This window comes from Pseudomonas sp. SL4(2022) (genome assembly GCF_026625725.1).
Lineage (GTDB): Bacteria > Pseudomonadota > Gammaproteobacteria > Pseudomonadales > Pseudomonadaceae > Aquipseudomonas.
Genome location: NZ_CP113060.1, coordinates 2,403,710 through 2,417,757, shown reverse-complemented (window position 1 = coordinate 2,417,757; position 14,048 = coordinate 2,403,710). Strand labels below are relative to the sequence as shown.

At 61.1% G+C, this 14,048-nt stretch carries 10 protein-coding genes; 6 read left to right on the top strand and 4 right to left on the bottom strand.

Going from position 1 to position 14,048, the window contains the following annotated elements:
- Positions 1-115: 115 nt before the first annotated feature.
- Positions 116-289 (bottom strand): hypothetical protein, encoded by a 174-nt coding sequence (locus tag OU997_RS11395; protein WP_158271547.1) that lies wholly within the window; start codon positions 287-289, stop codon positions 116-118.
- Between the two features lie 622 nt (positions 290-911).
- Here OU997_RS11395 and OU997_RS11390 point away from each other — a divergent pair.
- From OU997_RS11390 to OU997_RS11375, 4 genes are all read left to right on the top strand, one after another.
- Positions 912-1,640, top strand: coding sequence for a VC0807 family protein (locus OU997_RS11390; protein WP_267806661.1), 729 nt, complete (start codon positions 912-914; stop codon positions 1,638-1,640).
- A gap of 44 nt (positions 1,641-1,684) precedes the next feature.
- The gene (locus tag OU997_RS11385) at positions 1,685-2,122 is read left to right on the top strand and encodes a YqaA family protein (RefSeq protein WP_108486831.1); all 438 of its coding nucleotides are present in this window, start codon (positions 1,685-1,687) and stop codon (positions 2,120-2,122) included.
- Between the two features lie 241 nt (positions 2,123-2,363).
- Positions 2,364-3,317 (top strand): lysylphosphatidylglycerol synthase transmembrane domain-containing protein, encoded by a 954-nt coding sequence (locus tag OU997_RS11380; protein ID WP_177479908.1) that lies wholly within the window; start codon positions 2,364-2,366, stop codon positions 3,315-3,317.
- 214 nt (positions 3,318-3,531) lie between these two features.
- Positions 3,532-4,797 (top strand): Hsp70 family protein, encoded by a 1,266-nt coding sequence (locus tag OU997_RS11375; RefSeq protein ID WP_267806658.1) that lies wholly within the window; start codon positions 3,532-3,534, stop codon positions 4,795-4,797.
- Positions 4,798-4,950: 153 nt separating this feature from the next.
- Here the strand turns inward: OU997_RS11375 and OU997_RS11370 are convergent, their stop codons facing one another.
- Positions 4,951-7,263 carry a YgiQ family radical SAM protein gene (locus OU997_RS11370; protein WP_267809895.1) on the bottom strand — a complete coding sequence of 771 codons (2,313 nt, stop codon included), beginning with the start codon at positions 7,261-7,263 and terminating at the stop codon, positions 4,951-4,953.
- A gap of 190 nt (positions 7,264-7,453) precedes the next feature.
- Here OU997_RS11370 and OU997_RS11365 point away from each other — a divergent pair, with 190 nt between their 5' ends.
- Together OU997_RS11365 and OU997_RS11360 are read left to right on the top strand one after the other, a co-directional pair.
- On the top strand, positions 7,454-9,364 hold the full coding sequence (locus tag OU997_RS11365) for a diguanylate cyclase (RefSeq protein ID WP_108485743.1): 1,911 nt from the start codon (positions 7,454-7,456) through the stop codon (positions 9,362-9,364).
- Positions 9,365-9,474: 110 nt separating this feature from the next.
- A complete protein-coding gene (locus tag OU997_RS11360) occupies positions 9,475-11,367 on the top strand; it encodes a diguanylate cyclase (RefSeq protein ID WP_267806655.1) in 1,893 nt (630 codons plus the stop codon).
- A 1-nt stretch (position 11,368) separates the two neighbouring features.
- Here the strand turns inward: OU997_RS11360 and alr are convergent, their stop codons facing one another.
- Together alr and dnaB are read right to left on the bottom strand one after the other, a co-directional pair.
- Positions 11,369-12,448, bottom strand: a complete 1,080-nt coding sequence (alr, locus tag OU997_RS11355; RefSeq protein WP_267806653.1) for an alanine racemase — start codon at positions 12,446-12,448, stop codon at positions 11,369-11,371.
- Positions 12,449-12,548: 100 nt separating this feature from the next.
- A complete protein-coding gene (dnaB, locus tag OU997_RS11350) occupies positions 12,549-13,943 on the bottom strand; it encodes a replicative DNA helicase (RefSeq protein WP_108485746.1) in 1,395 nt (464 codons plus the stop codon).
- Between the last annotated feature and the right edge of the window lie 105 nt (positions 13,944-14,048).

The following is a 14,048-nucleotide window of genomic DNA, read 5'->3' as shown; positions in this document are numbered from 1 at the left end:
GCCCCTGGAAACCCGCGATGATGGATGCGCTGCAAACGGTCATCGCGCGTCAACTCGTCCAGTGCGTATAGCCAGCACGGGACCCGCTCCGGATTGATCGTGTTGGAAAAACAATCTAGGCGTTGGTTTGCATCAGGGTGAACGGCAGCTCAACCTCTTCGCGCTTCGTGCCTGCTTCAGCCAGCATTTCATCCAGGGCCAGCGAGTTGGCCACTCGCAATTCAATCCGACCCTGCTTGAACATCGTGGTCATGTGCTGCGGGGTGGGCACGCCATAGAGGCTCTTCAAGCCCTGCTCGCCAAGGTACTCGTAGGAGTACCACTGCTTCGGTACGGCCAGGTCGCGAAACGCTCGACATCGGCCAGCGTACGAACATTCAGCCCGGCACCACGCAATGAGTAGATGCCCGTCTGACCCCGCGCAATCCCCCCCCACTGGAATAACTCTTCACGACCTGGGGTGCGAACAATCGAGAACCGTGCGGCATTCGCGGGGCGCGCCGTGAAAGTGCATCGCCTGGCCACTGTCAGTGCGGCTTGGCGACCCCTCTCAACCAGCGCCCAATAGGCCGTGTACTGGCCATCACCACGCCGATGCAATCATCTATTGCCGCCTGAGATAGAGCGCCTGAGCAGCAGAGGGCGACCACCATCAGAGCAGGTTTAAAGCGCCATCGGCAATGCGGTGCCCCCCCAACAAACGAAACCGGTCAGATGCCGATGAAAAAAGCACCGCAGCGCAACTGATATCCGATGAGTATCGGCGGCCTGGCCGTGTCACCGGTCGCAGACTCGAATCGGACCAGAACCACTCGCGCCCTCACACTTTTTCACACACAAGATGAGCGCCGGGCTGGTAGCAAGGCCCCAGGCAGGCGATGATCAGCACTCATCCACGCCATTTGAACGACATGACCGATATCACCCAGAACCATCACGCCAGCCATAAGCCACGCCCACTGATCGATTTGCTGGTCAGCATCCTGATCCCCTCACTGATTCTGATGAAACTCAGTGGCGAGAGCCGACTCGGCGCTGACGGTGCGCTGATGCTGGCACTGGCCTTCCCTTTTGGCTGGGGCAGCTTCGAGCTGATCAAGTACCGCAAATTCAACTTCATTGCCCTGCTCGGCCTGGTCAGCGTGCTGCTGACCGGCGGCATCGGCCTGCTCAAGCTGGACAACCAATGGCTGGCCATCAAGGAAGCGGCGATCCCCGGCATTATCGGTATTGCCGTGCTGATATCGACCCACACGCGCTTCCCGCTGATTCGCACCATGTTGTTCAACAAGAATGTGCTCAACGTCGACAAGATCCACGAGCGCCTGGAACAGGCCGGCAACACCGAACAATTCGAAAGCCGCCTGCTCAAGGCCACCTATTGGCTGAGTGGCACCTTCTTCTTTTCCTCGGCGATGAACTACGCGCTGGCCAAGTGGATAGTCATCAGTCCAGCCGGCAGCGAAGCCTTCAACGCGGAACTGGGGCGGATGAACCTGCTCAGCTATCCGATGATCGCGATCCCCTCGATGATCATGCTGATGGCCATCTTCTACTACCTGTGGCGAACCATTCACGGCCTGACCGGCCTTAAACTGGAAGACGTGATGGCCAATGCCGATCAGGAAAAGCAATCCTGAGCCAGGCTGAACGGTGCACCCGCGAGACAGGCCAGAACTGAACCATGCTGAGCCTCTCGGCTTACCTTGGCCTGTTCGCTTCGGCCCTAGGCGCCGCCACCCTATTGCCACTGCAATCGGAAAGCGTACTGGTGGCCCTGCTGCTCAGCACGGCCTACTCACCCTGGGCCCTGCTGGCGGTAGCCAGCGTCGGTAATATCATCGGTTCACTGCTCAACTGGCTGCTCGGCCGCTACCTGGAACACTTTCGCCAACGCCGCTGGTTTCCCGTCAGCGATACACGCCTGCAACAGGCCCAGCACTGGTATGCCCGCTATGGTCGCTGGTCACTGCTGCTCAGCTGGTTGCCGATCATTGGTGACCCACTGACCTTGATCGCCGGGGTAATGCGCGAACGATTGTGGATATTCCTGCTGATCGTCAGCCTGGCGAAAACCGGCCGCTACGCCGCGCTGACACTCCTGACACTTGGGCTGGCCTGAGCATGATGGTGCAATGCAAGACATACTCGGTAACGGCCCAGACTGGCTGAGTGGTTGAGCATCCGGCACGACTCCGTGATACTGCGCGCCTTGCGCCAACTCGGCGCATACTGATTAAGCGTCAACAACGGCTGTGTCGACGATCAACTGCAGTTCAGACCGCCAATAAAAGCATGCGCCCTGCAGGTTAATTAACCTTTTGCCCAAGTGGTCGTTGTAAGGTGAAGGAGCTACGTCCGTGATGAAAAGGAGCGATCTGATCTGGACCCTGGTGGGTCTCGGCGCCGTTCTGCTGTCGTGTTATCTGCTCTATCACGAAGTGCGCAACATTTCCCTGCATGAAATTGCCGACAGCCTGCACGCTATCCCGCGCATGAACTGGCTACTGGCCGCTGGCGCAACGTTCGGGGCCTATTGTGCCCTGGCCTGGTACGACCGCATCGCGCTGGCCCACCTGGGCAAACAGATCCCCTGGCGCTTTATCAGCCTGTGCTCCTTTACCACCTATGCCCTGGCCCACAACATCGGCGCCTCGGTGTTCTCTGGCGCACTGGTGCGCTATCGCGCCTATCGCACCAAAGGCATGACACCCCAGGAAATCGGCATCCTGATTGTCTTTTGCTCCTTTACCTTTGCCCTGGGTACTGTCCTGGCGGGCGGCTGTGTACTGGTGCTTGAACCCGACCTGATTCACCGCGTGGCCAAAGTGACCCCCCTGGTGTCCGAGATCATCGGCGTGCTGCTGCTGTCGCTGGTGGCCCTCTACGTGCTCGGTTCCTGGCGACACTTCAAGCCATGGCACTGGGGCAAACTGCATGTTGAATACCCGCGCTTGGGGATTGTCGGCCGCCAACTGCTGGCCGGTCCACTGGAACTGGCCTGCGCGGCCGCCATCATCTACTTCGCCTTACCAGCCGAAAACAACCCTGGCTACTTGGTGGTATTCGGCGTCTTCCTCGCGTCATTTTCCCTGGCCCTGCTGTCACACGCACCAGGAGGCCTGGGCGTTCTCGAAGTGACATTTCTTGCTGCAATGCCGGAACTGCCCGCCCCAGATGTATTGGCCGCGTTGATCGTATTCCGCGCGTTCTACCTGCTGCTGCCCTTCGCCTTATCACTCCTGGTGGTTGTGGGCTTTGAATGGTCGCAGTGGAAAACCCGCCGCACACAAGCCGACAATCCGGAACAGCCCTGATCCATCCATCGCTCAGATCATCAGGGGCAGCATTACGCGCGCCACTCGCATAGAATGCGCGGCCGTTTTTTGCAGACCACACGGGGATGGTTACCCAGCACTCCGTTCAAGCCAGCACAACACTCAGGGTCATCACGCGTGACCCGCCTCTGGCCATGCCGTTGTGCTCGGACGCATCAACACCCTCGCGAATTTTTCTGGATCAACACCGTACATGACCGTATCAGCCCCCGCCCGCGCCTGCGGCATCGATTTTGGCACCTCCAACTCCACCGTCGGCTGGCTGCGCCCCGACGCCGAGACGCTGATCCCACTGGAAGACGGCAAGATCACCCTGCCCTCCGTGGTGTTCTTCAACCTCGAAGAGCGCCGCCCGGTCTACGGCCGCCTGGCCCTGCATGAGTACCTGGAAGGCTATGAAGGGCGTCTTATGCGCTCGCTGAAAAGCCTGCTGGGCAGCAAATTGCTGAAAAGCGAAACCACGGTGTTGGGCAGCGCCCTGCCGTTTAAAGACCTGCTCGGCTTTTTTATCGGCGAACTGAAAAACCGCGCCGAAGCCACTGCCGGCCGGCCCTTCGAGGAAGTGGTACTGGGTCGCCCGGTGTTCTTCGTCGATGACGACCCGGTGGCTGACCTGGAGGCACAAAACACCCTGGTGGCCGTGGCGCACAAGCTTGGCTTCAAGGACGTGTCGTTCCAGTACGAGCCGATTGCGGCGGCCTTCGACTATGAGTCCGGTATCGCGCGCGAAGAACTGGTGCTGATCGTCGATATTGGCGGTGGTACCTCAGACTTCTCGCTGGTGCGCCTGGCCCCCGAACGACGCCAGATCGCCGACCGCCACAGCGACATTCTTGCCACCGGCGGCGTGCACATCGGGGGCACCGACTTCGACAAGCAGCTCTCGCTGGCCGGCGTCATGCCGCTATTCGGCTATGGCAGCCGGATGAAGAGTGACGCACCGATGCCGACCAGCACCCACCTCAACCTAGCCACCTGGCACACCATTAACGCGGTGTACTCGGCACAGTCGCAGCGCCAGCTGCAGAGCATGCGCTACGACATCGTCGACCCGACCGGCATTGATCGCCTGTTCAAACTGATCGAACGGCGTGACGGCCACTGGCTGGCCATGCAAGTGGAAGACAGCAAAATCGCCCTCACCGAACAGGATGCCCGGCCCATCGACCTCAGCCGCCTGGAAAACGGTCTGGTCGCCGAGCTGACCCGCACGCTGTTTGAAGGGGCCATCGAGCCGCTGCTGGAGCGCGTACGCGCCAGCGTCACCCAGCTGCTGAGCGATGCCGGCGTCCGTGTTGAGCAGGTCGATACGGTGTTCTTTACCGGCGGTTCCAGCGGCATCCCGGCGCTGCGCCAGAGCGTGGCGGCCATGTTGCCCAACGCCCAGCATGTAGAAGGCAACACCTTCGGCAGCATCGGCAGCGGCTTGGCCATCGAGGCATACAAGCGCTACGGCTAAACACTGCAACAGCTCGCGGCTAAAGCCCCCTCCCACCTGATTTGCCGTGATTGTGGAAGGGGCCGGGCGGCGTTCCGCGTTAGCCGCGACAAACCCGCAAACGCCGGAATAAAAAACGCCAGCACGAAGCTGGCGTTTTTTGTGGCTGCACAATCAGCGCGGCACAGGCGGTTTCTTCACCGGCTTTTTACCTTTGCCTTTGGCGGCATCGGCACGCTCTTTGGCCGCCTGCTGGTTACGCGCCTGCGCCGCCGCCTTGGCCTGTTCACGCTTGTCCCACGGGTTGCCACCCGCTGCGCCGGTATCACGCGGTGGCAAACCGGTGTGCTGGGTCAACATCGGTTTGGCCTTGCTCGCCCCGGCGACTTTCTTGCTGCCAGCGGGCGTGGAGTTCTTCCGGCGCGCGCTGTGGTACTCATCCACCTTGGGCTGCACGGCCGGAATCAGCTGATGCTTGCCATTGCCGATCAGGTCGCTACGTCCCATGCGCAGCAGCGCTTCGCGCAGCATCGGCCAGCCTTTCGGGTCGTGGTAACGCAGGAACGCCTTGTGCAGACGGCGCTGTGCTTCGCTCTTGACGATGGTCACGCCGTCGCTTTTGTAACTGACCTTGCGCAGCGGGTTCTTGCCCGAGTGGTACATGGCTGTGGCGGTGGCCATCGGCGACGGATAGAAAGCCTGCACCTGGTCGGCACGGAAGCCGTTGCCCTTGAGCCACAGCGCGAGGTTCATCATATCCTCGTCGGTGGTGCCGGGGTGCGCGGCGATAAAGTACGGGATCAGGTACTGCTCTTTGCCCGCCTCTTTCGAGTACTTCTCGAACATGCGCTTGAACTTGTCGTAGCTGCCAATGCCCGGCTTCATCATCTGGTTGAGCGGGCCTTCCTCGGTGTGCTCCGGGGCAATCTTCAGGTAGCCACCGACGTGGTGGGTGACCAGCTCCTTCACATACTCCGGCGACTCAACGGCGAGGTCGTAGCGCAGGCCTGAAGCAATCAGAATCTTCTTCACCCCCGGTAGCGCGCGGGCGCTGCGATAGAGCTGAATCAGGGCCGAATGGTCGGTGTTCAGGTTCGGGCAGATACCTGGGAACACGCACGACGGCTTGCGGCACGCGGACTCGATTTCCGGGCTTTTGCAGGCAATGCGGTACATGTTCGCAGTCGGCCCGCCGAGGTCGGAGATCACTCCGGTGAAGCCCGGCACCTTGTCGCGGATCTCTTCGATCTCGCGGATGATCGACTCTTCCGAACGGTTCTGGATGATCCGCCCTTCGTGCTCGGTGATCGAGCAGAAGGTACAGCCGCCAAAGCAGCCGCGCATGATGTTCACCGAGAAACGGATCATGTCGTAGGCCGGGATCTTCTCCTTGCCATAGGCCGGATGCGGCACGCGCGCATAGGGCATGCCGAACACATAGTCCATTTCTTCGGTGGTCATCGGGATGGGTGGCGGGTTGAACCACACGTCCACCTCGCCGTGCTTCTGCACCAGCGCGCGGGCGTTACCTGGGTTGGTTTCCAGGTGCAGCACGCGGTTGGCGTGGGCGTACAGCACCGGGTCGTTACGTACTTTCTCCATCGACGGCAGGCGGATCACCGTCTTGTCGCGGGTCATGCGCGGGCTGGCGAGAATCTGCACGACCTTCGGCTCGTTCGGGTCTTCCAGCGGCGCTTTGCTCTGCTCAATGGCGCAGGCTTCGGTGTCCTGGGTGTTCACGTACGGGTTGATGATCTTGTCGACCTTGCCCGGCCGGTCGATACGCGTGGAATCCACTTCGTACCACCCCTGCGGCGTGTCACGGCGAATAAAGGCGGTACCGCGCACGTCGGTGATGTCTTCGATCTTCTGCCCGTAGGACAGGCGCTGCGCCACCTCAACGATGGCGCGTTCGGCGTTGCCGTACAGCAGGATATCGGCGCTGGCGTCGATCAGGATCGAGTTACGTACTTTGTCTTGCCAATAATCGTAATGGGCGATACGGCGCAGCGAGGCTTCGATGCCGCCGAGCACGATCGGCACATGCTTGTAGGCTTCCTTGCAGCGCTGGCTGTACACCAGACTGGCGCGATCCGGGCGCTTACCGGCCAGGCCACCGGGTGTGTAGGCGTCGTCGGAGCGGATTTTCTTGTCGGCGGTGTAGCGGTTGATCATCGAGTCCATGTTGCCGGCCGCGACGCCAAAGAACAGGTTCGGCTCGCCGAGTTTCATGAAGTCGTCTTTCGACTGCCAGTTGGGCTGGGCAATGATGCCCACCCGGAACCCTTGCGCTTCAAGCAGACGGCCGATGATCGCCATGCCGAACGAAGGGTGATCCACGTAGGCATCACCGGTCACAATGATGATGTCGCAGCTGTCCCAGCCAAGCTGATCCATCTCTTCCCGGCTCATCGGCAGGAAGGGCGCAGGCCCGAAACACTCGGCCCAGTACTTTGGATAATCGAATAACGGCTTGGCGGTTTGCATGGACATGGAAGTGACCGGCGTTGGCGAACAGGGATGGAAAATCGCGGGCGCGGAATATAGCACAAAATTTAACCAAACCCGACTTCAACAGTCGGATAAATTGCACATCCAGCGCTAGCAATACAGTAGTGGCTTACGGCTATACTCGGGCCACAACATCGGCACCCAAGAGCCGAGAAAGGGAGTTCCTGTGGTTCCGCGCTTAGCCCTCTCATTGCTGTTGCTGCTAAGCCTGCTGCTGACCAGCAGTCTGGCGCTGTCTGCCGTGCAATTGACCGCCGACAGCAGCGGTCTGGCGCTGAATCCGGCGATCGAATTACTCGAAGACAGCAGCGCGCAATTGACCATTGCCGACATGGCCGACCCCGCGGTGCAGAGCCGCTTTCAGCCCGGCAACGGCCGGGCCAGTGTCGGCCAGAGTAAAAATCCCTGGTGGATTAAAGTCACCCTGCAACGCACGGCCGATGCCCCGCGCGACTGGTGGCTGGAGGTCAGCTCTGTCACCCAACTGGACCTGCGTGTGTACCTGCCGGATGAAAACGGTGGTTGGCACGCACGCCAGTCGGGCGAACAGGTCAGCCACCGCGAAGGTCGCGACCGCCCCTCGCGCTACATGGTCTTTAAACTGCCGCCACTGGAGCCGCAGCCACTGACCTTTTATCTGCGCACCTACGACCCGGCCGGCAACTCCTTCCCCATGAAAGTCTGGCAACTGGACGACATGATCCAGCAAGCCAGCGAAGAGAACCTCGCCCTCGGCGTGGTCTACGGCATCATCACCGCGCTGCTGTTGTACAACCTGTTCATCTTCCTGAGCCTGCGCGACTCGGCCTATTTCTGGTACGTACTGACCACGGCGGCGGCGTTGGTGATGATCCTCAGCATGAGCGGTCATGGCTTCCAGTACCTATGGCCGAATCATCCGGTGCCGTTCTGGCTGGATCGCGTGACGCTGCCCTCGCTGTGGGGGCTGTGCGCGTGTCGCTTTACCCAATGCCTGATGCAAACCCGCCTTCACGTGCGCTGGGCCCATCACCTGCTGAGTTTCGCCTGTGTCTGCTATGTCATCGCCGTGCTGCTCGAAGGCCTTGGCCAGCGTCACACAGCGGCCTGGATCATTGCCCTGCTGTCACTTACCAGCATTCCGGCAGCCCTCGGTTCGGCGTTGATCCGCTGGCGCCAGGGTTATTTCCCGGCCTTTCTTTACCTGTGCGGCTACGGCCTGATTCTGGGCAGCATCAGCCTGGCGCTGATGCGCGCCACCGGGCTGGTACAACCGGCCGCCTGGAATGCTTACGTATTCCCGCTGTCGGTGGCCGCCGAGTCCATTCTGTTTTCGTTTGCGCTGGCTTACCGCATTCAGACGCTCAAACAGGAAAAAGCCGAAGCCTTGCAACAGGCCGACCGCGAAAAAACCGCGCGCCTGGCTCAGGCGCAAGCCAACGCTGCCGAACTGAAGCACTCGGTAGAGCAGCGCACAGCTGAACTCGCGGCCACCAATGAGCGCTTGCTGCAGCGCGAACGCGAACTGCAACATGCGGCCTTCCATGACCCGCTGACCGAATTGCCAAATCGCCGGTTTCTGGTCGAGCGCTGCGAGACCGCACTGGCCAAAGCCCGCCGGCATAGCGAAGCCACCGCCTTACTGCTGATCGACCTCGACCACTTCAAACCGATCAACGACAGATATGGCCACGACGCCGGCGACCTGATGCTGCAAAGCATCGCTCAGCGCCTGCGCGAACATGTGCGCGCCGGTGACGCGGTGGCGCGCCTGGGGGGCGATGAGTTTGCGGTACTGATCGGCGGAGACGATGCCGAACAGCATGCCCGCGAAATTGCCCGCCGCCTGCTTGCCGAACTGGCTAAACCAGTGATCTACGGAGCCGAACGCCTGACTGTCACCATCAGCATTGGCGTGGCGCTGTACCCCCGACATGCCAGCAATTTCACCACCCTGTACAAAGCCGCCGACGAGATGCTCTACAAGGTCAAGAGCCGCGGCCGCTCTGGCTGGGCGGTCTGTGGCGAAGGTGGCGAACTGAGCAGCGAAACGCGCCTGCAACTGGATGTGCTGAATGTTCCCAGCGGCCTGATCTGAAACAGGTCGCCAGCCATCACCCAACCAACGACTAGTCGCCATCTTCTGTGATCGTCCGTGCACGAGCGCCTATACTCGCGGCAAACGTCACCCGACACAGGAAGTTCGCCGTGCAGCGCCTACTCCTTCTTCTTTTTCTCTTCAGCAGCGCGCTCAACGCCACCCCGATCACCTTGAGCGCCCCCAGCAGCGGCAGCGTGCTCAATGATCGGATCGAACTGCTGGAAGATGTTGGCGGCCAGCTGAGCATTGCCGACATGGCCGACCCTGCCGTGCAAAGCCGTTTTCAGCCGGCCGCAGGGCGTACCAGCGTTGGTCAGAGCAGCAACCCCTGGTGGATAAAACTCAGCCTGCAACGCGCCAGTGACGCACCCCAACAGTGGTGGCTGGAAGTCGGCGCGGTCACCCTGCTCGACCTGCAGATCTTCCTGCCCAACGCTGCGGGCCAATGGCAGCTGCGCCAGGCCGGTGAGCGCACCGGCTTTGCCGAAGGCCGCGACCACGATTACCGCCGCGCGGTATTCAGCCTGCCGCCGCTGAGTGAACAGCCGCAAACCATTTACCTGCGCACTTATGATCCGGCCGGCAACTCCTTCCCACTGCGCGTCTGGCAGCTGCATGACCTCGAACAGCTGGCCAAGCGCGAGCACCTGCTACTCGGCCTGATCTACGGGGTGATCCTCGCCCTGCTACTGTACAACCTGTTTATCCTGCTGGCCCTGCGCGACCCGGCGTACCTCTGGTACGTGCTGACCATGGCCGCTTCGCTGGTGTTTATCGCCAGTATGAGCGGCCATGGCTTCCAGTACCTCTGGCCCAATGGTCCGGTGCCCGCCTGGCTGGATCGCATCACCTTGCCCATTCTGGTCAGCCTCGGCATCCTTCGTTTTGCCCAGGCGCTGCTGTCCACACGCACCACCCTGCGCATTGCCCACACCATCCTCAACGGCTGTATCGCGATCTATCTGCTGGCCCTGGCGGTCAATCTGGCAGGTTATCGCAGTGAAACGGGCATGCTGATCGGGCTAATCCCGATTATTACCGTACCCACCCTGCTGCTCAGTGCCGTCATCCGTTGGAGACAGGGCTTTACCCCGGCACTGTTCTACCTGCTGGGCTATGGCAGCGTACTGCTGAGCTTTGTGATTCTGGTGCTGCGCGCCGCCGGCGTGGTTCAGCCAGGCGAGTCAACCGCTTACCTGTTCCCGCTTGCGGTTGCGGCCGAAGCGATCCTGTTCTCCTTCGCCCTGGCCTACCGCATCCAGATTCTCAAGCAGGAAAAAGCCGATGCCGTGCTCCAGGCCGACCGCGAAAAAACGGCACGTCTGGCCCAGGCCCAGGCCAATGCCGCTGAATTGCAGCACTCGGTCGACCTGCGTACTGCCGAGTTGGCGGCGACCAATGAACGACTGCGGCAACGCGAGCGTGAATTGCAGCATGCCGCGTTCCACGACCCACTGACCGATCTGCCGAACCGCCGCTACTTGGTCGAGCGCTGTGAAACTGCGCTGGCCAATGCGCGCCGACACAGTGAAGCAATTGCCCTCCTCCTGATCGACCTCGACCATTTCAAACCGATCAATGACAAACATGGTCACGATGCCGGCGACCTGATGCTACAGAGTATTGCCCAGCGCTTGCGCGAGCACGTGCGCGCCGGCGATACCGTGGCACGCCTGGGGGGCGATGAATTTGCCGTACTGGTATGCGGAGCGGACGCAGAAGAGCACACGCGGGACATTGCCAAGCGGCTCCTGGCGGAGCTGGCCAAACCCGTGCACTACGGCGCCGAACGCCTGACCGTGACCATCAGCATTGGCGTGGCGCTCTACCCGCAACACGCGAACACCTTTACCGCGCTTTACAAGGCAGCAGATGAAATGCTCTATCGGGTCAAGGCTCGCGGCCGTTCAGGCTCGGCGGTGTGCGGTGAGGATGGCGAACTGAGTGACAGCACGCGCCTGCATCTGGACGTACTCAGCGTACCCAGCGGCTTACTCTGACTCAGCCGTGCCGGTAACGACGCGGCACCCTTGCAGTGACCTTGCTGAGCAGTTCGTAACCGATAGTGCCCGCAGCCTGCGCCACCTCATCCACCGGTAATTGCGCCCCCCACAGTTCCACGGCGTCGCCTTCAGCCGCTTGCGGCAAGTCGGTGAGGTCGACTGTCAGCATGTCCATTGACACTCGCCCCACCACCGGCACCCGCTGCCCCAGAATTACCACAGGCGTCCCGGCCGGGGCGTGACGCGGATAGCCGTCGGCATAACCGCAGCTTACGGTACCGATACGTGATGCCCGCTCGGTGCGCCAGGTGTCGCCGTAGCCCACCGCTTCACCGGCGGCAATCTCACGACAGGCAATCAGCCGCGCAGTCAGGCTCATCGCCGGACGTAGACCTAGTTCCGCCGCACTCAGGTCAGCAAAAGGCGTCGCGCCATACAACATGATGCCGGGGCGCAGCCAATCCATATGCGCAGCCGGGAGGGTCAGGATCGCCGCCGAATTGGCCAATGAGCGCTGGGAGAAATCCAGATCCAGCAGATCGAGAAACTGCTCCAGCTGCAATTCGGTGGTCTCGCTGCCGCGCTCATCAGCACAGGCAAAGTGGCTGAGCAGATTCAACTCGGCCACCTGCGCAGCACCCTGCAAACGCCCATACCAGTCACGCACGGCAGCGGCGCTGAAGCCCAGGCGATGCATGCCGCTGTCCAGCTTCAGCCACAGGTTCAGCGGCCGCGCCAGATTGGCCGCGAGCAGTTGCTGCGCCTGCCGTTCACCGTGCAGCACCACATCCAGGCCCAACTGCGCAGCGAACGCGTACTCGTCCGCCTCAAAGCAGCCTTCGAGCAACAGAATCCGCGCTTCACCATGCAACGCACGCACCTCGGCGGCCTCCTCCAGGCTGGCCACGGCAAAACCGTCGGTAACCTCGTGCAAAGCCGTCACCACCTCGCGCACGCCATGCCCATAGGCATTCGCCTTGACCACCGCAAATGCCTGCCGTCCCGGCGCACAGCGTTTGGCCACCGCGTAGTTATAGGCTATCGCGGATAAATCAACAGTGGCGACAAGCGGGCGCATGGGGCAAGGTCCTTAAAGCCAAACGGGCGGCCAGTTTAACCACTGGCCGCCCGTTTTTATTGATCTGGCGCGGCAACAAAGCGTGTTGCCCGCAAGCCAGCTACTCGTCGTCGAATTGATAGCTGCCCGGCGCCAGGTTTTCAAAGCGTGAATACTTGCCGAGGAAGGCCAGCCGCGCCGTACCCAGCGGACCGTTCCGCTGCTTGCCGATGATGATTTCGGCGACGCCCTTGTACTCGGTCTCGGGGTGATACACCTCGTCACGGTAGACGAACAGGATGATGTCGGCGTCCTGCTCGATTGCCCCGGACTCACGCAGGTCGGAGTTGATCGGGCGCTTGTTCGGGCGCTGTTCCAGGCCCCGGTTGAGCTGCGACAGGGCAATCACCGGGCAGTTGAACTCCTTGGCCAGGGCCTTAAGCGAGCGCGAAATTTCGGAGATCTCGTTGACGCGACTGTCACCGCTGGAGCCGGGAATCTGCATCAGTTGCAGGTAGTCGACCATGATCAGGCCGATCTCGCCGTGTTCGCGAGCGAGGCGTCGAGAGCGCGCACGCATTTCCGACGGCGAGATGCCGGCAGTATCGTCGATAAACAGTTTGCGGTCGTTCAGCAGATTGACGGCTGAAGTGAGCCGCGGCCAGTCATCGTCATCCAGACGACCGGCGCGCACCTTGGTCTGATCGATGCGCCCCAGCGAGGCCAGCATACGAATCACGATGGATTCCGACGGCATCTCCAGGGAGTACACCAGGATCGATTTATCGCTGCGCATCAACGCGTTTTCCACCAGGTTCATCGCGAAGGTGGTCTTACCCATGGATGGACGACCCGCCACGATAATCAAGTCAGCCGGCTGCAGGCCGCTGGTTAAATCATCCAAGTCGGAAAAGCCGGTGGACAAGCCAGTGATCGCATCACCGTTATTGAACAGTTCATCAATGCGGTCGATAGCCTTGACCAGAATGTCGTTAATGCCGACCGGGCCGCCGGTCTTCGGCCGCGCTTCGGCGATCTGGAAAATCAGCCGCTCGGCTTCATCGAGGATTTCTTCACCAGTACGACCTTCCGGGGCGTAGGCGCTGTCGGCGATCTCATTGCTGATGCCGATCAGTTTGCGCAAGGTGGCGCGCTCACGAATGATCTGCGCGTAGGCCTTGATGTTGGCCACCGACGGGGTGTTCTTGGCCAATTCCCCCAAGTAGGCCAGACCGCCCACCTGGGACAGCTGCCCTTCCTTGTCCAGCTGCTCGGACAGGGTCACCACGTCAAAGGGGTGGTTGCGCTCGGCAAGCTTGTGCACCGCGCGAAAAATCAGGCGATGGTCGTGCCGATAGAAGTCACCATCGGAGACCTGATCCAGCACGCGCTCCCAGGCGTTGTTGTCGAGCATCAGGCCACCGAGTACGGCTTGCTCGGCCTCGATCGAGTGCGGTGGCACCTTCAGGGCAGAGGTTTGCAGGTCGTACTGTTCGGGCAGGCTGATGTCGTTCATAGGGCTCTGGGCAAAATTCTGTGTTCACAAAACAAAAGGCACGACATCACTTGCGTAATGTCGTGCCTGATTGTTAGCGGCCCGGCACCTGAGTGCAAGCCCACT